The organism is uncultured Merdimonas sp. (assembly GCF_963929015.1).
Taxonomy (GTDB): Bacteria; Bacillota; Clostridia; order Lachnospirales; family Lachnospiraceae; genus Merdimonas.
The window spans coordinates 469146-492231 of the sequence record NZ_CAWVHE010000013.1 but is presented as its reverse complement, the minus strand read 5'-3'; the positions used below and the strand labels follow the sequence as shown (position 1 = coordinate 492231).

Sequence of the window (23086 nt, the reverse complement as noted above, 5' to 3'; positions counted from 1 at the left end):
ACAGAGGGCGGCGGCCTTTATCGCTATGTTCTGCGTGATCATCGCCATGCTGATCACCAGCTTCCAGATCGCCATATACGGAGATCCGGAGTATCGTTTTTATCAGAAGGAATATGAAAGATACCAGGTAACGGAATCCCTTTCTATGGAAATAGAGGACGTGATGGAAGTTACATCCTATATGATGGACTATCTGATCGGAAAAGAAGATGTGCTTTCTATTGAAACAGAAGTGGAGGGGCAGACACAGGACTTCTTCAATGAACAGGACCGGCTTCATATGGAGGACGTGAGACATTTGTTTCTGGGGGGATTGCAACTTCGCACTGTCATGCTGATCCTGGCGGCTGGACTTGTCCTTTTTCTGATCCTGACAAAAGCAGACCTTAGGAGGATGCTGACCGGAGGGTATTTTGCTGCGCTGGCAGTTTTTGCAGTTCTGATCGTGGTTCTTCTGATCTCCTTTGCCATCGACTTTACGGCAAGCTTTACATTATTTCATGAGATCTTCTTTACCAATGATCTGTGGCTGTTTGATCCGGCGGAAGATTATATGATCCAGATGCTGCCGGAAGGATTTTTCTATGACATGGTCATGCGGATCGGCGCTTTCTTTGTGGGAGGTCTGGTGATCCTGTTTGCAGTGATGATGGCGGCAAGGCAGAAAGCTTTCTGGAAGTTTCGGGGAAAAACAGCAGAAAAATAGGAAGCCGGGGTTTTACTAATTCCCCTTCCTGTGGTATGATGAGAAGAAGGAAATCACTTAATTATGAAGAAACAAGATGGAGGAAGTTTTATGGGCAATGTAAAACGAGTATATGTGGAAAAGAAGCCGGAGTACGCGGTTCAGGCAAAGGATCTGTATCACGAGCTTCACGGATATCTGGGGATCAAAGATCTGAAGAATGTCCGGGTGCTGATCCGGTACGATGTGGAAAACATTACCGACGAGACTTTTGAAAAGGCCTGCAATGGCATTTTTTCAGAGCCGCCGGTTGATATCCTTTATAAAGAAGAATTTCCGATGGCCGAAGGAAGCCGTGTATTTTCTGTAGAATTCCTGCCGGGTCAGTTTGACCAGCGGGCGGACTCCGCGGTGCAGTGCGTGCAGTTTATCAAAGAGGACGAGCAGCCGGTGATCCATACCGCCACGACCTATGTGGTAGAGGGGAATCTTACGGATGAAGAGTTTGAGGCAGTGAAAAAGCACTGCATCAATCCGGTGGATTCCAGAGAGACCGGCATGGAAAAACCGGACACTCTGGTGACAAAGTTTGAGGAGCCGGAAGACGTGCGGATCTTTGATGGCTTCAAAGACATGGAAGAAGCGCCATTAAAAGAACTGTACGATTCTCTGGGCCTTGCTATGACATTCAAAGACTTTCTTCATATCCAGAACTATTTCCGGAATGAGGAACACAGAGATCCGTCTATGACAGAGATCCGGGTTCTGGATACCTACTGGTCCGATCATTGCCGTCATACTACTTTCTCCACGGAACTGACAGACGTTTCCTTTGGAGAAGGAGACTATAAGGAACCGATCCAGGAAACCTACCGTCAGTATCTGAAGGATCACAGCGAGATTTTTAAAGGCAGAGAGGATAAGTTTGTCTGCCTGATGGATCTGGCCCTGATGGCAATGCGGAAATTAAAAAAAGAAGGAAAACTGGAAGATCAGGAAGAATCCGAAGAGATCAATGCCTGCAGTATCGTTGTGCCGGTAACAGTAGACGGTGTGGAAGAAGAATGGCTGGTAAACTTTAAAAATGAGACCCATAATCATCCGACAGAGATCGAGCCTTTCGGTGGAGCGGCCACCTGTCTTGGCGGCGCCATCCGTGATCCCTTGTCCGGCAGAACCTATGTATATCAGGCAATGCGTGTGACCGGAGCGGCAGATCCCACTGTTTCTGCAAAAGACACCCTGAAGGGCAAGCTTCCCCAGAAGAAACTGGTAAGAGAGGCGGCCCACGGCTATAGTTCCTACGGCAACCAGATCGGCCTTGCCACCGGCGCGGTAAAAGAAATCTATCACCCCAACTATGTGGCAAAACGTATGGAGATCGGAGCGGTGCTTGGCGCAGCTCCAAGAAGAGCCGTGATCCGTGAAACCTCGGATCCGGGAGATATCATCATCCTGCTGGGCGGACGCACCGGCCGTGACGGATGCGGAGGAGCGACCGGATCCTCCAAGGTACATACCGAAGAGTCCACCACCACCTGCGGCGCGGAAGTCCAGAAGGGAAATCCGCCTACAGAGCGCAAGATCCAGAGACTGTTCCGCAGAGAAGAAGTCAGCAGGCTGATCAAAAAATGTAACGACTTTGGCGCAGGCGGCGTATCCGTTGCCATCGGAGAGCTGGCTGACGGCCTGAGAGTGGATCTTGATAAAGTGCCGAAAAAATATGCAGGACTTGACGGAACCGAGATCGCCATTTCCGAATCCCAGGAACGTATGGCGGTCGTGGTAGACCCCAAAGACGCCGATGCGTTTATGGCGTATGCTTCCGAAGAAAACCTGGAGGCTACCAGAGTGGCTGTTGTAACAGAAGAACCCAGACTGGTGCTCTGCTGGAGAGGAAAAGAGATCGTCAATCTTTCCCGCGCGTTCCTGGATACCAACGGCGCTCATCAGGAGACAACGGTGGCTGTTGATATTCCGGACCGGAAGGATACGGTTCTTACCAGACAGGAAGTAAAAGACGTAAAAGAGCAGTGGATGAATACGCTGAAAGATCTGAACGTATGCTCCCAGAAGGGACTGGTGGAGATGTTTGACGGTTCGATCGGTGCCGGATCTGTCTTCATGCCCCACGGCGGAAAATATCAGATGACAGAGACCCAGGCTATGGTGGCAAAACTTCCGGTGCTGAAAGGAGACTGCGACACCGTGACGATGATGAGTTACGGATTTGATCCTTACCTTTCTACCTGGAGCCCGTATCACGGAGCCATTTATGCTGTGACAGAATCCGTTGCAAAGATCGTGGCATCCGGAGGAGATTACTCAAAGATCCGATTTACCTTCCAGGAGTATTTCCGTCGTATGACAGAAGATCCGCACAGATGGAGCCAGCCTTTTGCGGCGCTCCTTGGAGCATATAACGCACAGCTTGGATTCGGGCTGCCGTCCATCGGAGGAAAGGACAGTATGTCCGGTACCTTCGAGGATATTGATGTGCCGCCTACACTGGTATCCTTTGCCGTGGATGTGGCAAAAGAAAAAGACATCATCACACCGGAGCTTAAGAAGGCCGGCAGCAAGCTGGTATGGCTGCGGATCGAGACCGATGATTACGACGTACCGGTCTACGAAAAAGTGATGGAGCAGTATGGTAAATTTACAGAAGATATCCGCGCAGGCAGGATCCTGTCCGCATACGCGCTTGACCGTCACGGTATCGCATCAGCAGTCAGCAAGATGGCGTTTGGAAACGGGCTTGGCGTAAAGATCGAGCACAATCTGGATCCCAGAGATTTCTTTGCGCCGGGATTTGGCGATATCATTGCAGAGGTTCCGGACGGACAGGTTGGAAATCTTCAGATCACCTATACTGTGATCGGAGAAGTGACAGAGGACGGCAGATTCTCCTATGGAGACTGCGTCATCGGGCTTGACGAAGCCGAAGAGGCATGGAAAGGTACACTGGAGAAGGTATTTGCCACCAGATCCGGCGCAGAAGATCAGACCGGAACATGGACGCTGGAACCGGCAGAGACTGAGGAAGGAAGCCTTAGGGCAGACGGATGTTTCCACGCGTCCCGCGTACATATCTGCAGTCATAAGATCGCGCAGCCCACAGTATTTATTCCGGTATTCCCGGGAACCAACTGTGAGTATGACAGCGGAAAGGCCTTTGAACGGGCAGGCGCAAAGGTTGTGACGAAAGTATTCAAGAACTTAAGCGCTGCGGATATCGTGGATTCTGTCCAGGTATTTGAGCAGGCCATCGCACAGGCGCAGATCATTATGTTCCCGGGCGGCTTCAGCGCAGGCGACGAGCCGGACGGTTCCGCGAAATTCTTTGCGACTGCGTTCCAGAATGCAAAGCTCAAAGAAGCAGTAGAAAAACTGCTGAATGAAAGAGACGGACTGGTGCTTGGCGTATGCAACGGCTTCCAGGCGCTGATCAAGCTTGGCCTGGTACCGAATGGAAAGATCACCGGACAGACCGAGGCTTCCCCAACGCTGACCTATAATACCATCGGACGTCATATTTCCAAGATGGTTTATACAAAGGTTGTTACCAACAAGTCCCCGTGGCTTGCACAGGCTGAACTTGGCGGCGTTTATGTCAATCCGGCTTCTCACGGAGAAGGAAGATTTGTTGCGCCCCTAGAGACCATCCAGAGACTCTTCGCAAACGGTCAGGTGGCGACCAGATACTGTGATCCGGAAGGAAATATCACCGACAATGAAGAGTGGAATGTGAACGGTTCCTACTATGCGATCGAGGGCATCACAAGCCCGGACGGAAGAGTCCTTGGCAAGATGGCTCATTCCGAGCGGAGAGGCCGCAGCGTTGCCGTAAATATTTACGGAGAGCAGGATATGAAGATCTTTGAGTCCGGAGTTGCATATTTCAGATAAAAAGTGAATTTTACAAGCAAATAAGTTGCATTTCCATCTGCAAAAATTAACAAAAATCAATTAAAATGCAGGAAAAAATTTATATAGTTGCAAAAAATCAATAAAAATGCAAAAAAATACTTGTGTTTTTTGCCGGGATACTTTATTCTGTTAAAGAGACAAAGGTGTCAACGGTGTAGGAAGGAGCAGACATGTTTGTCTGCTCCTTTTTCTATACAGGAATCAAAGCATCAAGGAGGAAGAAAGTATGTCATATGTGGATGAAGTCTTGGAAAAAGTAGTAGCAAAGAACCCGGCAGAGCCGGAATTTCACCAGGCAGTGAAAGAAGTTCTGGAGTCTTTGAGAGTTGTGATCGAAGCAAATGAAGAAAAGTACAGAAAAGACGCACTGCTGGAACGTCTGGTAGAGCCGGAGAGACAGTTTAAGTTCCGCGTTCCGTGGGTAGACGATAAAGGGCAGGTGCAGGTAAACACCGGCTACAGAGTACAGTTTAACAGCGCCATCGGACCTTACAAGGGCGGTCTTCGTCTTCACCCGTCTGTAAACCTTGGAATTATCAAGTTCCTCGGCTTTGAGCAGATTTTCAAGAATTCATTGACAGGCCTTCCGATCGGAGGAGGGAAAGGTGGTTCTGACTTTGATCCGAAGGGCAAATCTGACAGAGAAGTCATGGCTTTTTGTCAGAGCTTTATGACAGAACTTTGTAAATATATCGGCGCTGACACAGACGTGCCGGCTGGAGATATCGGTACCGGCGCAAGAGAGATCGGCTATATGTTCGGCCAGTACAAGAGAATCCGTGGACTGTACGAAGGCGTGCTGACCGGAAAAGGATTAAGCTACGGCGGATCTCTGGCAAGAACAGAAGCTACCGGATATGGTCTTCTGTATCTGACAGAAGAACTTCTGAAACTGAACGGTATTGAACTTGCAGGCAAGACCGTTGCTGTATCCGGTTCCGGAAATGTGGCGATCTACGCAACAGAAAAAGCACAGCAGCTGGGCGCAAAGGTAGTGACAGTCAGCGATTCTACCGGATGGGTCTATGATCCGGAAGGCATTGATGTGGCTGCATTAAAAGAGATCAAGGAAGTAAACCGCGCCCGTCTGACCGAGTACAAGAAGTATCGTCCGAATTCCGAATACCATGAGGGCCGCGGCGTATGGTCTGTAAAAGTAGACATCGCACTTCCCTGTGCAACCCAGAACGAGCTGCTTCTGGAGGATGCAAAACAGCTGGTTGCAAACGGATGCATCATCGTGGCAGAAGGCGCCAATATGCCGACTACCATTGAGGCAACCGAATACCTGCAGAAAAACGGCGTGATGTTCGCACCTGGAAAAGCAGCGAATGCCGGCGGTGTTGCAACATCCGCACTGGAGATGTCACAGAACAGCGAGCGCTTAAGCTGGACCTTTGAAGAAGTGGACAGCAAGCTGAAAGGAATCATGGTCAACATCTGCCACAACATGGTGGATGCGGCAAAACGCTACGGCATGGAAGGCAACTATGTGGCAGGAGCAAACATTGCCGGATTTGAAAAAGTAGTGGACGCTATGACCGCTCAGGGAATCGTCTAAAAAAATTGAAAAAAAGTGTTGACATTTGAAAGAAGTTAATAGTATAATAGCAAAGCGGGTTCGAGATACGGACCCGCAGGATATGGGGTCTTAGCTCAGCTGGGAGAGCATCTGCCTTACAAGCAGAGGGTCATAGGTTCGAGCCCTATAGGCCCCATACCATATGGCGGGATAGCTCAGTTGGCTAGAGCACACGGTTCATACCCGTGGTGTCGCTGGTTCAAATCCAGTTCCCGCTACTGAAAGCCCGTTTTTACGGGCTTTTTTTTAATGCCTGATATCTGTTGAGAGGATCAGGTTATCAGCAAGTTTATTGACAGCCCTTATGCGGTGGCGGGCAGTTTGGAAGATAATCCTGTCCACAGGGATATGCTGGCTGCCGTCAGATTGGCATGTCTTAAATATATTGTAAATGTGGTAATTAATGAGGAGAAAAAGATAGTGGCGGCATTTGCAGGAGATGCGATAGCAGCACATCTGACAGGCTGTGAATATCTCGGAAAGTATTGTAAGGTAAAGCCTGACCGCAAACGTAAGATCATCATAACTTCAAACGGGGGATATCCTACAGACCAGAACGTGTATCAGGCGGTTAAGGGGATTTCCACAGCTGCCCGTGCGGTAAGCGAGGGCGGAGCCATCATTATCTGTGCGGAATGCAGGGACGGCATCTGTGGGGATGTGTTCTATGAGAAGTTAAAAGAGTGTGAGACTATCCAGGACCTTCTGGCAGAAATCCGTTCCACACCAATGGATGAGACGTTGCCGGATCAGTGGCAGTACCAGATTCTGGCAAAGACGATTGAAAAATATCAGATTTTTTTTGTGACCAATCCATCCCTGAAGCAGCAGATTGAAGAAATGAAGATGACCTATGAGCGATCGCTTGAGGCGGCGCTAAGCGACGCAAGAGCCTGTGTGGGAGAGACGGAGGAGATCTCCGTCATTACAAATGGGATATCTACAATTGTGGAATGCTGATGAACACTACCCGGAAATGAAAAAACTGAAAGCATACTGCGCTGAACATAAGGTGGTGCTGGTGTGTCCAAAGGACAGGGACGTTGAATCACTCGTAAAGACTTATCAATATTTATTCAGAAATCATCTGGAAGTTAATATTTTGCGAGATGAGATTGCAGTATGTGGGGCAGATGAAGGCACAAAAAAGCTTGCCGCAGATCTTGCAACCTGGCTTCTGGAGGAGTATGATGCAGAGGTAGAACAAGTAGCTGTTGAGATAAAAAAGAATGAAAAATAGGAGACAGAATATGGGGAGAGAGCAGCTTCGCAGGGATGCGCTTAGGATCATAGAGGAAGCATTTTGGCTGTCCCGTCCGGATGAGGCAGTGCGGCGGGCCCTTGAGAAGATTTCCCCTGGCAGAGGAAAGATCATTCTCGTAGCCGTAGGAAAAGCGGCCTGGCAGATGGCAAAGACGGCGGCAGATTGTCTCGGGGATCGTTACGAAAAGGGATATGTAATTACAAAATACGGACATTTCAAAGGAGAGATCCCCCGGATCGAGATCATGGAGGCAGGGCATCCGGTGGTGGATGATAATTCTGTGAAAGCCACAGAAACGGTTTTGGAAGCTGTACAGAGTCTTTCTTCGGAGGATCAGGTCTTATTTCTGCTCTCGGGCGGTGGATCGGCATTGTTTGAGAAACCGAAGATCCCTCTGGAAGAACTGAAAAAGATCAATCAGAGCCTCCTGGCCTGCGGCGCGGATATCGGAGAAATAAATCAGATCCGCAAACGACTCTCCATGGTAAAAGGAGGACGTTTTGCCAAGCTGTGTGAACCGGCGCGGGTGACGGCGATAATCCTGTCCGATGTAGTAGGAGACCATCCGGAGATGATCGCTTCCGGTCCTGCGTATCCGGACTCTGCTTCGGAAGAAGAAGTCCTGGAGATCATAAAAAAATATGATCTGTCATTTTCAGAGACTGTGATGAAGGCCTTGAAAGAAGATCCGGTGACGACGTTAAACCATGTAGAGACTTATGTGACCGGAGGTGTAGGGCAGCTATGCCGGTCAGCGGCACAGCTTTGCAGGAAGGCCGGCTATGAGACAGAGATCCTTACAGATACTCTGACATGCGAGGCGAGGGAGGCCGGATCGTTCCTGGGAAGCGTCGCTGCTTTTCAGGTAAAAAAGGGCGTCAGAAAGGCTTTTGTTGCCGGAGGAGAGACCATTGTCCATCTGAAAGGAACTGGAAAAGGCGGCCGCAATCAAGAGATCGCGCTGGCTGCGGCGGAAGAGATCGCAGGGCTTGAACGGGTGGTAGTTGCCTCCGCCAGCTCGGACGGAACCGATGGCCCTACGGACGCTGCCGGCGGGATCGTAGATGGAACCACAAGGGAATGTCTCAAAGAAAAAGGTATTTCTATTTTTGAGACATTAAAAAGGAACGATTCCTACCATGCCCTTCAAGCAGCAGACGGTCTGATCCTGACAGGACCTACCGGAACCAATGTAAACGATGTGGCGCTGATCCTGATCGCGGAAGAATGATTTCCTCCAATTAAAAATAAAAGTAGAAAACGGGCGTATTGTTTCAAACACAATACGTCCGTTTTCTGATCTCGATTTACAAAAAAAAGCAAATCAGGTATAATGATTGCAGATTGAGAAAACAGACGGAGGACAAACTATGTTGGAGAAAAAGTCGTTGATTTTTCGGGTGATCGCGGGAGCAGCCCTTATTTATCTTGGTGTAAACCTGATCCGTTCGTCTCTGGCAGAGCAGCCGGAACATTATATGATCTATGCGCTGGCCGGCGTGATTTTCGGGATCCTGGGGCTTTTCTGGGGGATTGTGGCAGTGAAAAATCTGGTCACACATAATTACAAAGAAATGCTGGATGATGATGCGGACGAGATTGAGCGCGCGCTTCGGAAAGCGGATGCAGCCACAGACAATGAGAAGGCAGAAGAGACCTTAACGGACAGAACTTTGGATGAAGAATTGCGGAAGGACAGGGAGGACTAAACATGCGGATCGGAATGGGATATGATGTTCACCGGCTGGTGGAAGAACGGGATCTGATCCTGGGCGGAGTCAGGATTCCCTATGAGAAAGGACTGTTGGGCCATTCGGATGCAGATGTGCTGCTGCACGCGATTATGGACGCTCTTCTTGGCGCTGCGGCTCTGGGAGATATCGGCAGACATTTTCCGGATACAGATCCTGTTTATAAGGGAGCTTCCAGTCTGCAGCTGCTTGCCCGGGTGGGAGAACTGATCGGAGAAGAAGGATATGTGGTGGGAAATATCGACGCCACCATTATTGCCCAGAGGCCCAAAATGGCGCCGCATATCGAAGAGATGCGAAAAAACGTGGCAGAAACTCTTGGCATAGATATTTCCCAGGTAAATATTAAGGCAACCACGGAAGAAGGCCTTGGCTTTACCGGAACCGGAGAAGGAATATCCTCCCAGGCTGTGGCTGCGCTGGAATCGCTCCGGGACGTCAGCTTTCTGGCCGCTGACAGTGAAGAAGGATGCCAGGGATGCGCCCGTTGTCCCGGACACGCGCAGTAGATGCGGGTGTCGGGAAAGGAAACGCCAGATTCAGGCAGGCCATGATTAGAAAAGGAAAGAGGCAGACGAATAGATGCAGGTGCGAAGATTAAGTCCAGAGGAACACATCCTGACCAGGGCTCTCTATGAAGAGGCATTTTCAGAAGACAGTCAGGAGTTTGTGGATTACTATTATACAGAAAAGACGGCGGATAATCAGATCTATGTGCTGGAAGAAGACGGGGGGATCGCCTCTATGGCACATCTGAATCCTTATACGCTGGCAGTGAACGGAAATGAAAAGAAAGCGCACTATATTGTCGCCGTGGCGACAAAAGAGGACTGCAGGAGAAGAGGCTATATGGCGGCAGTGTTAAAGAAAGCGCTTCAGGATCTGTATCAGGCAGGTGAGATCTTCACGTTTCTGATGCCAGCTTCCGAACAGATTTACGAGCCCTTTGATTTCCGGACTGTTCTGGAACAGGAAAGACCTTATGTTAACAGCGTGGAAGGCTGGATGCAGGTAAAGGAAGCGGATTGCCCGGCTCTTGCTGATGCGGCAGACAGGTATCTGCGGCAGAAGTATCAGGTATATGCCGTTCGTGACGCGAAGTATTATCACCGGATGCTGCGAGAGTATGAAAGCGACGGCGGCAAGCTGCTGATAAAGAAAGCAGAAGATGGGACGGTAAAGGATTTTGCTATCTGGGTGCCGGAGCTGGAAGAGAAAAAGCCAAAGATCATGGTCCGGATCCTGGATGTGCGCCGGATGCTGATGTCTCTTCGCCTAAACTATCTGACTGGCGTGTGTTTTACCGTGACCGATCCCCTGATTGAAGAAAACAACCGCTGCCTGGTACTGACAGGCACGGAATTTTCCGGTATCATGCTGATGGACGCAAAGCCGGAGAACAGTGAAGGAATTTTACCGATCCGGGCGCTGACGAATCTGATATTCGGCGTGAAGACGCCGGAAGAACTGCGGAAGACGCCCGGTGTGGAGATGACAGACCGGATGGAAGAAGAACTGAAAAAGATCATTCCGTTGTCCGGAATGTATCTGAATGAAGTGGTATAAAAATAGAGAAGAGGAATAGAATGCGCCGTGGCAAAAGCCACGGCGTTTTTTTGTACGTATGAAAAATCTACAGGTAATTAACAAGATAATCCTATTGATATCCTGGTGGTTTTATATAGTGTGGTTGCCTGGGATATTTTGGCAAAATGCCATATTTCATTATCTACATCGTTGCCATATTTCATTATCTACATCGTAATCTTTACATTTCGTTTTGGGAATGCTATACTTGAAAAAACAAATCGGAAGGGAGGATTGTCATGAACTACGCTTGCATATCAGATCAACCTTTTGTTACAACGAAAGATTTAAGTAAGAGAAAGCCGCTTTCTGAAGAGGCGAGAGCGCGGAGAGAGTTTATTCGCGGACATCAGTTTGAAATTGATACGAATCCTTCCACCCAGGAGGCAGAGCTAAAAGTTTTTAAGGAGTAAAATGAAGCAAAAGATTGTAGTTGTTCTTTATGATGCCAGTTATCAAAAGCTGGCATCTTTTTCTTTAGAATTTCTTTTGAAATATGTCTTTACGTTCTTTAGAAATATAAGCTATGCTTATACACAAGAAGACAAGGAGGTGGGGATATGGATCATATACTGGTGGCGGAAGACGATAAAGAGATCCGCCAGGGGATCGAGATCTATCTAAAAAGCCAGGGCTATCAGGTGTTTCAGGCAGCAGACGGGATCGAGGGCCTTGAGATCGCGGAGAAAGAAAAGATCCACCTGGCCATCGTGGATGTGATGATGCCCCGGATGGACGGGATCCGGATGACGGAAAAGCTGCGGGAGAAATATGATTTCCCGATTATCTTTTTATCGGCCAAATCAGAAGAGGTGGACAAGATCCTGGGGCTTAACATCGGGGCCGACGATTACGTGACCAAACCGTTTCAGCCCATGGAACTTCTGGCAAGGGTAAATTCCCAGCTTCGCCGGTATAAACGGTTTCTGGAGAAGCTGGATCAGAATGCAAAAAGTGAGAATATCCATGTGGTCGGAGGACTGGAGCTGAATGAGGATGCGGTGACCGTGAGCGTGGACGGGGAGCCGGTGAAGGTGACGCCTACGGAATACAAGATCCTGCTGCTTTTGATGAAACATCCGGGGAGAGTGTTTTCCGCCGAAGAGATTTATGAATGGGTCTGGCAGGAGAGGGCTGTCAGCACAGACACCATTATGGTACATGTAAGAAATATTCGGGAAAAGATTGAGATCAACCCGAAGGAACCGAAATATTTGAAGGTGGTGTGGGGAGTTGGATACAAGATTGAAAAGCAGACATAAGATTGCAGTGGTTTTGATCGCGGCAACCATCGTGCTGCTGGCGTATCATATCACATCTTATTATGGAATCTATGATCAGATGATGAAAGAGAACCAGGAAGAGACGGAAAAACAGATGTTGTTATCGGAAGATTTTCTGGGGCAGTTTCTGCAGGCCTCCTGGATCCTTTATGAAAGGGAAGACGAAGACCGCCCGAATGGGGACGGCCTGCGGGGAGAAAGTCTTCTTCCGGCGGAGATCCAGGAAGAGTATGAAATCTTTTATCCCTATCTGGAATATGTGATGAAGGACGGGAAGGGAGACGTGCTGGCCACCAGCCTGGGAAACAACAGCGGGGACTTTGGGCGCTACCGGATCACCACTTATGCTGTGGGCCTGACTCTTACTTACGATCAGGAAGGAAAGGCAGATGTGGAGATTGCGACAGAGGACCATCGGACAGAGCTTGAGAGAGGGTTCCGTGAAATTCTGAACCGGCTGGAAAATGGATCTTACCGCAGGTATACAAAGGAGGATCTGTATTACGCAATGCCGGAAGACTGCTCGTTTACGTTTGCCATGTCGGAGGAGAATCTGCAGACCTATCTAAGCGAAATCTTTTACATGGACAGCGATCAGCTTCCCAAAGCGGCAGTATCTCACATCCTGATCCTGACGGCGGTGGCGGCGCTGGCTGCCTGTCTCTATCCGCTGATCCGCTCTTTTGGAACAGGGGAAGAAAAAGTGTTCTTTGCGCCTCTGGAAGCGGTGACGGCCGGGACGGCTGTTGTGGTCATCGGGGTATGGGTGAATGCCGGAAGGATGATCTGGCAAAGCGAAGGAAGGACCGGAATCCTGGATCTGGCCGTCTGGGCTCTGTATGCAGGAGCCACTTACTGGTGTGCAGGAAACATAAGGAATCTGATCCGTTTCCGGTCCAAAACATACGTCCGGAATCACAGCCTGTTCTTTGCTCCGGAGAGCCGCGTGCGGACGGGGATCCAAAAAGCCAGGCAGATAACAGGAGATTCTATCCGAAAAATCTATCAGTCGGTTTCGGATCTGAAGCTTTCGGATATCAGCAACCGGCAGGTTCTGCAGGTGGTGGGCGTCAACTTTGTGATCCTGACCGTGATCTGCTGTACCTGGTATTATGGGATCATTTTACTGGCGCTTTACTCCATCCTTCTGTTTTATTTCCTGGAAAAATATCTGAATGAGATCCGGGAAAAATACGACCGGATGCTCCATTCGGTGAATGCGATCGCAGATGGAAGCCTGAAGACAGAGATCCCGGAGGAGACCGGCGTCTTTGCTCCTGTGGCGGAAGGCCTGGAGAAGATCCGGCAGGGTTTTGACAAGGCAGTGGAGGAAGAGGTGAAGAGCCAGAAGATGAAGACGGAGCTGATCACCAATGTGTCCCATGACCTGAAGACTCCGCTGACAGCGATCATCACCTATGTGGATCTTTTAAAGAAGGAAGAAGATCCGGAAAAGCAAAAGGAATATATCCAGGTGCTGGAAGGCAAATCCCAGAGGCTGAAGGTGCTGATCGAAGATCTTTTTGAAGTGAGCAAAGCCAGTACGGACAATGTGAAACTGGAGCTGATGGATGTAGATATCGTGAACCTGTTAAAACAGGTGAAACTGGAGCTGGAAGATAAGATCAAAGACGCGGATCTGGAATTCAAATGTACCGTTCCGGAAGAGAAGCTGATTGTCCGGCTGGACAGTCAGAAAACCTACCGGATCTTTGAGAATCTTCTTATGAATATCGTGAAATATGCCCTTCCTCATACACGGGTCTATGTGGAGATCGAGAAGCAGGAAAAAGCGGCGGTGATCCGGATGAAAAATGTATCTGCGCAGGAGCTGAATTTTCATGGACAGGACATCACGGACCGCTTCGTCAGGGGAGACGTATCCAGAAATACAGAAGGCTGTGGCCTTGGCCTTGCCATCGTAAAAAGCTTTACCGAACTTCAGGGAGGGGAGTTTGTGATAGACACGGACGGAGACCTCTTTAAAGCGGAGGTCAGGTTTCCAGATCCGTGTTGACAAATCGGGGATTTTCACATATGATAGAACCGATATGACAAAGACGTGGAATGGCGGATATACTTCGTCTCTTGCATGCAGGAGACGAAGTATTTTGTTATCAGGCAAAGGATCCAATAGACCGCGAGAAATAGAAAAAGGCAAGGAGGACGGCAAATGAAACTTTACAACACCCTTTCAAAGCAAAAAGAAGAGTTTGTACCCCTGGAAGAGGGAAAGGTCAGGATGTACGTCTGCGGACCGACCGTTTATAATTTCATCCATATCGGAAACGCCAGACCTATGATAGTATTTGATACGGTGCGCCGGTATTTTGAATACAAGGGATACGACGTGAATTATGTTTCCAATTTTACGGATGTGGACGACAAGATCATCAAAAAGGCGATCGAGGAAGGCGTGACTGCGGACGAGATCTCCAAGCGGTATATCGCGGAGTGCAAAAAGGATATGGAAGGCATGAACATCAAGCCGGCCACAAAGCACCCGCTGGCAACAGAGGAGATCTGCGGTATGGTGGATATGATCCAGACGCTGATCGATAAGGGCTATGCTTATGAGAAGAACGGAACGGTTTACTACCGTACCAGAAAGTTCCAGGATTACGGCAAGCTGTCCCACAAGAATCTGGATGATCTCCGTTCCGGAGAGCGTTCTCTTCTGGTGACCGGAGAAGATGAAAAGGAAGATCCGCTGGATTTTGTACTCTGGAAACCGAAAAAAGAAGGAGAGCCTTTCTGGGAGTCTCCCTGGTCCGAGGGCCGTCCGGGCTGGCATATTGAGTGCTCAGAGATGTCCAAGAAATACCTGGGCGAGCAGATCGATATCCATGCAGGCGGAGAGGATCTGGTATTCCCTCATCACGAGAACGAGATCGCGCAGAGCGAGGCCGCCAATGGCAAAGAATTTGCGAAATACTGGATGCACAATGCATTCCTGAATATTGACAATAAGAAGATGAGCAAGTCTCTTGGCAATTTCCGCACGGTGCGGGAGATCAGCGAGCAGTACGATCTGCAGGTGCTCCGTTTCTTTATGTTAAGCGCTCACTACCGAAGCCCCTTAAACTTCAGCGCGGATCTGATGGAGGCGTCGAAAAATGGTCTGGAGCGTATCGTCAATGCGGCGGAGAATCTGAAGTATAAGAGGAAAAATGCAAAGACAGAGGCCATGACAGAGGAAGAAAAGAGCGCATATGCCCAGACAGAAGAATTCGTAAAAGAGTTTGAAGACGCCATGGATGACGACTTTAATACGGCCGATGCGGTGGCAGCAGTCTTTGATCTGGTAAAATATCTGAATACCAATACTTCGGAGGAAAGCTCAGGGGAATATCTGGACGCCCTTCTGAAACGTCTGGTGACATTGACGGATGTACTGGGGCTGATCGTGGATAAGAAAGAAGAGATGCTGGCAGAAGATATTGAAAAGATGATCGAAGAGCGTCAGGCTGCCAGAAAGGCAAAGGATTTTGCAAAAGCAGACGCGATCCGGGATGAACTTCTCTCCAGAGGCATTATCCTGGAGGATACCCGGGAAGGAGTAAAATGGAAAAAGGCTTAGAGTGGCAGTTTGATTCATATCTGCAGGAAATCTTTCAGTTAAAAGAGGTGGATATCCAGGAATATTCACCTCTTACACTGGCCTATATCGGGGACGGCATCTATGACCTGGTGATCCGCACGCTGGTGATCAACAGGGGCAACAAACAGGTGCAGAAACTGCACCAGGAGACCAGCGCCCTGGTGCAGGCGTCCGCGCAGTCGCGGATGATGCGGGTTCTCCAGGACAGGCTTACCGAAGAAGAACATGCAGTCTATAAAAGAGGAAGAAACGCGAAAAGTGTTTCCCCTGCCAAAAACCAGTCTGTGACAGATTACCGCAGGGCAACCGGGTTTGAAGCGCTGATGGGGTATCTGTATCTGAAAAAAGACTGGAAGCGGATGCTGGAACTGATCCGTGACGGATTAGAAAGTCTGGAAGACGATAGATTGATAAAGGAATGAAGGTCGCATGCAGGAAGAAAAGAAAGTAAATGAAAACAGGATCGAGGGAAGAAATGCGGTGCTGGAAGCATTTCGCTCCGGGAAAACCGTAGACAGGCTCTATGTGCTGGACGGCTGTAAGGACGGGCCGGTACAGTCTATTATAAGAGAAGCCAGAAAGCAGGACACCATGATCCAGTTTGTCAGCAAAGAACGGTTAAATCAGTTATCTGAAAGCGGAAAGCATCAGGGTGTGATCGCTGTGATCGCTTCCTGGCATTATTCTACCGTGGACGACATGCTGGAGCGTGCAAGAGAAAGAGGAGAAGATCCATTTCTGATCCTGCTGGATAACATCGAAGATCCGCACAATCTGGGAGCCATTATCCGTACCGCCAATCTGGCGGGAGCACACGGTGTGATCATTCCCAAAAGGCGGGCGGCAGGGCTTACGGCCACGGTAGCCAAAACTTCGGCCGGCGCTCTTTACTATACACCGGTGGCAAAGGTGACCAATCTGGTAAAGACCATGGAAGAATTAAAGGCACAGGGGCTGTGGTTTGTGTGCGCGGATATGGGCGGCGAGCCTATGTATGACCTGAATCTGAAGGGTCCCATTGGACTGGTGGTCGGAAGCGAAGGAGAGGGCGTGGGCCGTCTGGTGAAAGAAAGCTGTGATTTTACGGCGTCCATTCCTATGAAAGGGGATATTGACTCCCTGAATGCTTCGGTAGCGGCAGGCGTCCTGGCTTATGAGATCGTAAGACAGCGACGGTAGGGGAACCGGACGGGTCGGCGACAAAAAACAGGAGGCGCGCTGTGGCAGAGTATGAGAAGATGACAGATGAAGAACTGATCCGCAGATACAGGGAAGGAGATAAAAACGCCCTGGATCATATCATGGAAAAATATAAGGATCAGGTGCGGAAAGAAGCCAATGCCATGTATCTTCTGGGCGGAGAAAACGAAGATCTGATCCAGGAAGGGATGATCGGATTATTCAAAGCTGTGCAGGATTATGATGTGCGCCAGGAAGCTTCTTTTTTCAGCTTCGCAAGGCTTTGCATCACCAGACAGATGTATTCCGCCATTGCCGCGTCCAGAAGAAAAAAGCATTCGCCGCTGAATACTTATATATCGTTTTATGAAGACAATGGGGAAAAGGCGCCTCTGATCGACACCATCACCGCTGCAGAGGAGACCAACCCGGAAGAACTTCTGGTCAGCCGGGAATATGCGGAACAGCTGGAAGTACGGTTGGAGGAGTCGCTAAGTGATCTGGAAAAGCGGGTGTTGTATCTGCATCTGCGGGGCACGGATTACAAGACCATTGCCAGACTTCTGGACAAGAGTCCCAAAACTGTGGATAATGCGCTTCAGAGGATCAAAGCAAAGACCCAGAAAATCCTGGAGCAGGAAAAAGTGTAAAAAGAACAGAGAAAATGCGAAAATAGTTGTTGACAAACAGGCATTAGTTAGTGTATATTATCACTGTTGCATATGACAGATATATGCCTGCTGCCGTGGCTCAGTCGGTAGAGCGTCGCCTTGGTAAGGCGGAGGTCGGCGGTTCGATTCCGCTCGGCAGCTTAGGACTCCCTGATTCAGGGAGTTTTTTTTGTAGGTAAATCCGTGTCTGGTTGTGCATGAGAGAATGGCTTGTTTCAGAAAAAAAATTATGATAATATAAGGTACAGCGACGTAGAACGAGGAGGAACAATATGGGAGAAGAAGTGGTTTCCAAAAATTTTATAGAACAGGAAATAGATAAGGATCTGGCAGAGGGGGTTTACCAGGAAGTGTGCACCCGGTTTCCGCCGGAACCCAACGGATATCTGCATATCGGACACGCCAAGTCGATCCTTTTGAATTATGGACTTGCCCAAAAGTATCACGGGACGTTTCATCTTAGGTTTGACGATACCAATCCTACCAAAGAGGATATGGAGTTTGTAGAGTCCATTAAGGAAGACGTGCAGTGGCTGGGGGCAGACTGGAAGGACCATCTTTATTTTGCTTCTGATTATTTTGATATCATGTATGAGTGCGCGGTAAAGCTCATCAAAAATGGCAAGGCCTTTGTCTGCGACCTTTCTGCAGAAGAGATGCGGGAATACAGAGGCACGCTTACCGAGCCGGGAAAAAACAGCCCTTATCGTGACCGGTCCGTAGAGGAGAACCTGCGTCTGTTTGAAGAGATGAAGGATGGAAAATATCAGGACGGAGAAAAAGTTCTGCGGGCGAAGATCGACATGGCTTCTCCCAATATCAACATGCGGGATCCGGTCATTTATCGTGTGGCGCATATGACTCACCACAACACCGGAGACAAGTGGTGCATTTATCCCATGTATGATTTTGCTCATCCCATTGAAGATGCGGTGGAAAAGATCACACATTCCATTTGTACTCTGGAGTTTGAGGATCACAGGCCGCTCTATGACTGGGTGGTAAGAGAGTGTGAGTTTGATCCGGCTCCCCGGCAGATCGAGTTTTCCAAGTTGTATCTGACCAACGTGGTGACCGGAAAACGCTACATCAAAAAGCTGGTCATGGACGGCATCGTGGACGGATGGGACGATCCCAGGCTGGTATCAATCGCCGCCCTTAGGCGGAGGGGATTTACGCCGGAGTCCATCAAGATGTTCGTAGAACTGTGTGGTGTGTCCAAGAGTCAGAGCTCGGTGGATTATGCCATGCTGGAATATTGTATCCGGGAGGATCTGAAGCTGAAAAGGCCAAGAATGATGGCTGTCCTGGATCCCATTAAGCTGGTGATCGACAATTACCCGGAGGGAGAGATGGAATATCTGGATGCGGACAACAACCTGGAGAATCCGGAGCTTGGCACCCGTAAACTCCCCTTTGGAAGAGAATTGTACATCGAGAGAGAAGACTTTATGATCGAGCCTCCGAAGAAATATTTCCGCCTGTTCCCGGGCAATGAGGTACGTCTGATGAACGCGTATTTTGTCCGGTGTGAAAGTTATGAGACAGATGAAAACGGAAATGTAACGGTGGTACACGCCACTTACGATCCGGAGACTAAATGCGGCACCGGATTTACCGGAAGAAAAGTAAAGGGAACCATTCACTGGGTGGAAGCTTCCCATGCAAAACAGGCGGAAGTACGCCTTTACGAGAATCTGGTTGATGAAGAAAAAGGCGTTTACAATAAGGAAGACGGGTCTCTGAATCTGAACCCCAACTCCCTGGAAGTGCGGAAAAACTGTTATGTAGAAGACAGTTTTGCGGATGCGAAAGCCGCAGACAGCTTCCAGTTTGTACGAAATGGATACTTTTGCATTGATTCCAGGGATTCCTCGCCGGAGCACCTGGTGTTTAACCGGATCGTATCACTCAAAAGTTCCTTTAAGCTTCCAAAATCATAATGGGGTACACAGGGTGAGCGTCTCCATTTGACCCAGGAGTTTCGTTATGAATGAATTGACCATCAGCCTGAAGACGGACAGCAAGATCCCTCTTTATGAACAGATTTATGATTATATTAAAAGCAATATCCGGCAGGGGAAAATCCCCTGTGGGGAAAAGCTCCCTTCTACCAGAGCCCTGTCCAGGCATCTGGATGTGAGCAGAAGTACGGTAGAGCTGGCGTATGAACAGCTTTTATCGGAAGGATATCTGGAGTCTGAGCCGTGCAGGGGGTATTTTGCCGCACGGATTGAGAACCTGTATTGTCTGGATGTGGATAAAAATCCGGCCGGGGAGGAGAACGTCCGGCTGCCGCAGACGGCAGGAGAAACGCCGGAGCAAAAAAAGTTTCATTATGACTTTACTCCCAACGGGGTGGATGTGGGGAGCTTCCCTTACCAGGTGTGGCGGAAACTGTCGAAAGATGTGCTCCTGGATGACCGGACAGAATTGTTCCGGGCCGGAGACACCCGGGGAGAAGAAGGGTTCCGGCGGGCGATCTGCAGTTATCTCTATCAGGCAAGGGGAGTGGAATGTGCGCCGGATCAGATTGTGATCGGCGCCGGAAATGATTATATGCTGATGCTTCTTTGCGCCATACTTGGCACCGGGAAAAAGCTGGCGTTTGAAGATCCGGCTTACATGCAGGCGTATCGCCTTTTTTCCTGCCTGTCTTATGAAACCGTTCCGGTACCGGTAGATAAAAATGGAATGCAGGTGGAAGCGCTGATGCTTACGGATGCGGAGGTTGCCTATGTGACGCCCTCTCATCAGTATCCCACCGGTGCGGTCATGCCTGTGGGGCGCCGGCAGGAGCTGCTGAAATGGGCGGATGGCGGAGAAGAAAGGTACATCATCGAAGACGATTACGACAGTGAGTTCAGATATAAAGGGAAACCGATCCCGGCCCTTCAGGGAATGGACGCCCGTGGGAAGGTGATATATCTGGGAACCTTTTCCAGATCTGTGGCGCCTGCGATCCGTTTAAGTTATATGGTGCTGCCGCCCGCGCTTTTAAGAAAATACGAGGCGAAGAATCGATTCATCCATTCCACCGTATCTAAAGTAGATCAGCGTATCATGGAGCGCTTTCTGGAAGAGGGGTATTATGAAAGACATCTGAACAAGACCCGAGCGCTTTATAAGAGCAGGCACGACGCACTGATCGATGCCTTAAAGCCTTTATCCGGAATATGCAGGATTTCCGGAGAATACGCAGGCGTACACTTATTGCTGCATTTCCGGGAAGACAGAAAAGAAGAAGATCTGATCCGCCAGGCAGAAGAAGCAGGGATCAGAGTCTATGGCCTGAATGATTACAGGATCTGTCAACCCGCCAGAAAAGAACCGGTCATCCTGCTGGGATATGCCAATCTGTCAGAGCAGGAGATCCGGGAGGCAGCAGAAATACTGGCAGAATGCTGGGGAAAAATGTGACGAAAGTGTGAACGGGGACGTAGACCTTTTGCAAAGGTCTACGTCCCCGTTCACACTTTCGTCACATTATTTTTGCGCTTCTGTTTCGGCTTCTGCTTCTGCCGCTTCTTTTGTTTCTTCTGTCGGAGTCTCCTCCTCAGTTTTGGTTTCTTCTTCTGCCTTTGGGGTCAGAGGAACATACTCGCGGTCTGCGACTGGTTTCAGATCGCTGTCGAGATCGAAGTCGTCGTCTTCAAAATCGGCTGCAGATCCGTCATCTTTCTTTGTGTAGATTTTTTTGAAATAGTAGATAAGACCGGCGGCCGCGCTGCCGACAGCGGCCAGGCTTAACAGACGCTTTACCCACTTTGCCATAATGCTGGACTCCTTTCCTTCATTCTATGGTTATTATCATAACACAGATTTGATTTTTTTTCTGCAAAAAAACAAAAGAAAATACAGGAAAAAGGGAAAAGAAAAGGCGAGCAAGTTGAGAAGCTGGGCAAATTGTGCTACACTGTAGCCGTGTATTGTAGAAGGAAAGGATAAAATGTATGAGTAAACAGCAAGAACCAGGAACGGCAAAAAAAGGTCTGCTGCGTATTGTATTCAGCAGAACCGGGATTATTCTTCTCCTGCTGCTCGTTCAGATTGCCATTATGTTTGGCAGTATCTATTATCTGCATGAATATATCCACTATGTGTATGGAACGACGATGATCCTGCAGGTGGTGGTTCTGATCTACCTGATCAACGCAGAAGGCAATCCGGCCTTTAAAATGACCTGGATGCTCTGTGTGCTGGCATTTCCGGTATTTGGCGTGGTATTTTACATTTTTGTAAAAATGCAGGTGGGCACCCGGTTTATGCGGGACCGGCTGGCGGCGCTTAAGATAGAAACAGACCCTTATATGGAGCAGGATCCGGACGTGATCGACGCGATCTGGGCCAGTAAGTCAGCCAATGCCAAACTGGCCTATTATCTGTCCAGTCAGCTGGGCTTCCCCACTTACAGGAATACGGACGTCACTTACTATCCACTGGGGGAATATAAGTTCAAAGCCATGGTGGAGGAATTGAAAAAAGCAGAAAAATTCATTTTCATGGAATATTTCATCGTGGAAAAGGGCTATATGTGGGGGACCATCCTTAACATCCTCAGGGAAAAAGCTGCAGAAGGCGTAGAGGTCCGGTTTATGTACGATGGAATGTGCGCGATCTCCATGCTTCCCTACCGGTATCCCGCCAGACTGAAGCGCTATGGGATCAAGTGCAAGATGGCAAATAAAGTGCGGCCGTTTCTGTCTACCACGCAGAACAACAGAGACCACCGGAAAATCTGCGTGATCGACGGAAAAGTCGGTTTTACCGGAGGCGTCAACCTGGGGGACGAGTACATCAACCGGAAAGTGCGGTTCGGGCACTGGAAGGATACGGCCATCAGGCTGGAAGGCGACGCTGTGCAGAGCCTGACCATGATCTTTCTGCAGATGTGGAACGCCGACGAGCGCAGAACGGAAGAATACGAAAACTATCTGACGCCGAAGCGTGCGGGGCTTAAGCGGGAGCTTGGCTATGTGATCCCTTATGCGGACAGTCCGTTTGACAACGAAAACGTAGGGGAAGAAGTGTATTTCCACATTCTCAATCACGCCAGGAAGTATGTACATATCATGACGCCTTACCTGATCCTGGATCATGAGATGCTGACCACATTAAAGCGGGCTGCCAAAAGCGGAATTGAAGTAGTCATCATCATGCCTCACATCCCGGACAAATGGTATGCGTTTGCGGTTGCCAAGACGTATTACAAAGAACTGATCAAGGGCGGCGTACAGATCTACGAATATCGTCCGGGATTTGTCCATGCCAAGGTGTTTGTCTCAGATGACGATACTGCCACGGTGGGGACCATCAATCTGGATTACCGCAGTCTGTATCTCCACTTTGAAAACGGTGTGTTCATTTATAATAATTCGGAAATAGACCGGATCGAGCGGGACTTTCAGCAGACCCTTCTGAAGTGTCGCAAGGTCAGTCTGGTAGAAGTAAGAAAACGGACGATGCTGACAAAAATCCTGGGACAGGTATTGCGGTTGTTCGCTCCATTGATGTAGACAGAAAAATAATTTTGTAGTATAATGCAAAGGTGGC

19 protein-coding genes, 3 tRNA genes and 1 pseudogene are annotated in these 23086 nt (G+C 49.1%); 22 read left to right on the top strand and 1 reads right to left on the bottom strand.

What is annotated here, in order from left to right; all coding sequences use genetic code 11:
- Positions 1 to 25: 25 nt before the first annotated feature.
- From ABGT54_RS09440 to ABGT54_RS09340, 21 genes and pseudogenes are all read left to right on the top strand, one after another.
- A complete protein-coding gene (locus ABGT54_RS09440; RefSeq protein ID WP_346663969.1) occupies positions 26 to 706 on the top strand; it encodes a TIGR01906 family membrane protein in 681 nt (226 codons plus the stop codon).
- Positions 707 to 796: 90 nt separating this feature from the next.
- Positions 797 to 4594, top strand: a complete 3798-nt coding sequence (locus tag ABGT54_RS09435; RefSeq protein ID WP_346663968.1) for a phosphoribosylformylglycinamidine synthase — start codon at positions 797 to 799, stop codon at positions 4592 to 4594.
- Positions 4595 to 4841: 247 nt separating this feature from the next.
- A complete protein-coding gene (gene gdhA / locus ABGT54_RS09430; RefSeq protein WP_346663854.1) occupies positions 4842 to 6176 on the top strand; it encodes an NADP-specific glutamate dehydrogenase in 1335 nt (444 codons plus the stop codon).
- Positions 6177 to 6260: 84 nt separating this feature from the next.
- Positions 6261 to 6333, top strand: a tRNA-Val gene (locus tag ABGT54_RS09425).
- A gap of 8 nt (positions 6334 to 6341) precedes the next feature.
- A tRNA-Met gene (locus ABGT54_RS09420) sits at positions 6342 to 6415 on the top strand.
- A gap of 103 nt (positions 6416 to 6518) precedes the next feature.
- Positions 6519 to 7157, top strand: a complete 639-nt coding sequence (locus ABGT54_RS09415) for a hypothetical protein (protein WP_346663853.1) — start codon at positions 6519 to 6521, stop codon at positions 7155 to 7157.
- Complete coding sequence (locus tag ABGT54_RS09410) at positions 7144 to 7437, top strand: hypothetical protein (protein WP_346663852.1); 294 nt, start codon at positions 7144 to 7146, stop codon at positions 7435 to 7437. The genes ABGT54_RS09415 and ABGT54_RS09410 overlap by 14 nt, the downstream gene beginning before the upstream one ends.
- Before the next feature lie 10 nt (positions 7438 to 7447).
- Complete coding sequence (locus tag ABGT54_RS09405) at positions 7448 to 8692, top strand: glycerate kinase (protein ID WP_346663851.1); 1245 nt, start codon at positions 7448 to 7450, stop codon at positions 8690 to 8692.
- 139 nt (positions 8693 to 8831) lie between these two features.
- The gene (locus ABGT54_RS09400) at positions 8832 to 9170 is read left to right on the top strand and encodes a hypothetical protein (protein ID WP_346663850.1); all 339 of its coding nucleotides are present in this window, start codon (positions 8832 to 8834) and stop codon (positions 9168 to 9170) included.
- Positions 9171 to 9172: 2 nt separating this feature from the next.
- A complete protein-coding gene (gene ispF / locus ABGT54_RS09395; protein ID WP_346663849.1) occupies positions 9173 to 9721 on the top strand; it encodes a 2-C-methyl-D-erythritol 2,4-cyclodiphosphate synthase in 549 nt (182 codons plus the stop codon).
- 73 nt (positions 9722 to 9794) lie between these two features.
- Positions 9795 to 10778 (top strand): GNAT family N-acetyltransferase, encoded by a 984-nt coding sequence (locus ABGT54_RS09390; protein ID WP_346663848.1) that lies wholly within the window; start codon positions 9795 to 9797, stop codon positions 10776 to 10778.
- Positions 10779 to 11038: 260 nt separating this feature from the next.
- Complete coding sequence (locus tag ABGT54_RS09385) at positions 11039 to 11212, top strand: hypothetical protein (protein ID WP_204907932.1); 174 nt, start codon at positions 11039 to 11041, stop codon at positions 11210 to 11212.
- A gap of 147 nt (positions 11213 to 11359) precedes the next feature.
- Positions 11360 to 12061 (top strand): response regulator transcription factor, encoded by a 702-nt coding sequence (locus ABGT54_RS09380; RefSeq protein ID WP_204907930.1) that lies wholly within the window; start codon positions 11360 to 11362, stop codon positions 12059 to 12061.
- A complete protein-coding gene (locus tag ABGT54_RS09375; RefSeq protein ID WP_346663847.1) occupies positions 12033 to 14099 on the top strand; it encodes a HAMP domain-containing sensor histidine kinase in 2067 nt (688 codons plus the stop codon). The genes ABGT54_RS09380 and ABGT54_RS09375 overlap by 29 nt, the downstream gene beginning before the upstream one ends.
- A 156-nt stretch (positions 14100 to 14255) precedes the next feature.
- Positions 14256 to 15662 (top strand): cysteine--tRNA ligase, encoded by a 1407-nt coding sequence (gene cysS, locus ABGT54_RS09370; RefSeq protein WP_204907928.1) that lies wholly within the window; start codon positions 14256 to 14258, stop codon positions 15660 to 15662.
- Entirely contained in the window at positions 15647 to 16105 is a 459-nt protein-coding gene (locus ABGT54_RS09365; RefSeq protein ID WP_346663846.1) for a ribonuclease III domain-containing protein, read from the top strand. Before cysS ends, ABGT54_RS09365 begins: the two co-directional genes overlap by 16 nt.
- Positions 16106 to 16112: 7 nt before the next feature.
- Positions 16113 to 16862, top strand: a complete 750-nt coding sequence (rlmB, locus tag ABGT54_RS09360; RefSeq protein ID WP_346663845.1) for a 23S rRNA (guanosine(2251)-2'-O)-methyltransferase RlmB — start codon at positions 16113 to 16115, stop codon at positions 16860 to 16862.
- Between the two features lie 38 nt (positions 16863 to 16900).
- Positions 16901 to 17512, top strand: a pseudogene (sigH, locus tag ABGT54_RS09355) (RNA polymerase sporulation sigma factor SigH); the annotation flags it as partial.
- Positions 17513 to 17601: 89 nt separating this feature from the next.
- Positions 17602 to 17674 (top strand) — tRNA-Thr (locus ABGT54_RS09350).
- A 131-nt stretch (positions 17675 to 17805) separates the two neighbouring features.
- Positions 17806 to 19476, top strand: a complete 1671-nt coding sequence (locus ABGT54_RS09345) for a glutamine--tRNA ligase/YqeY domain fusion protein (RefSeq protein WP_346663844.1) — start codon at positions 17806 to 17808, stop codon at positions 19474 to 19476.
- A gap of 46 nt (positions 19477 to 19522) precedes the next feature.
- Positions 19523 to 20953, top strand: a complete 1431-nt coding sequence (locus ABGT54_RS09340; RefSeq protein WP_346663843.1) for a PLP-dependent aminotransferase family protein — start codon at positions 19523 to 19525, stop codon at positions 20951 to 20953.
- A 66-nt stretch (positions 20954 to 21019) separates the two neighbouring features.
- Here ABGT54_RS09340 and ABGT54_RS09335 read toward each other — a convergent pair whose 3' ends face one another.
- Positions 21020 to 21307: a hypothetical protein gene (locus ABGT54_RS09335; RefSeq protein WP_346663842.1), complete on the bottom strand. Its 288-nt coding sequence runs from the start codon at positions 21305 to 21307 to the stop codon at positions 21020 to 21022.
- 179 nt (positions 21308 to 21486) lie between these two features.
- Here ABGT54_RS09335 and cls point away from each other — a divergent pair, with 179 nt between their 5' ends.
- Positions 21487 to 23049 carry a cardiolipin synthase gene (cls, locus tag ABGT54_RS09330; protein ID WP_346663841.1) on the top strand — a complete coding sequence of 521 codons (1563 nt, stop codon included), beginning with the start codon at positions 21487 to 21489 and terminating at the stop codon, positions 23047 to 23049.
- The last annotated feature ends 37 nt before the right edge of the window (positions 23050 to 23086 follow it).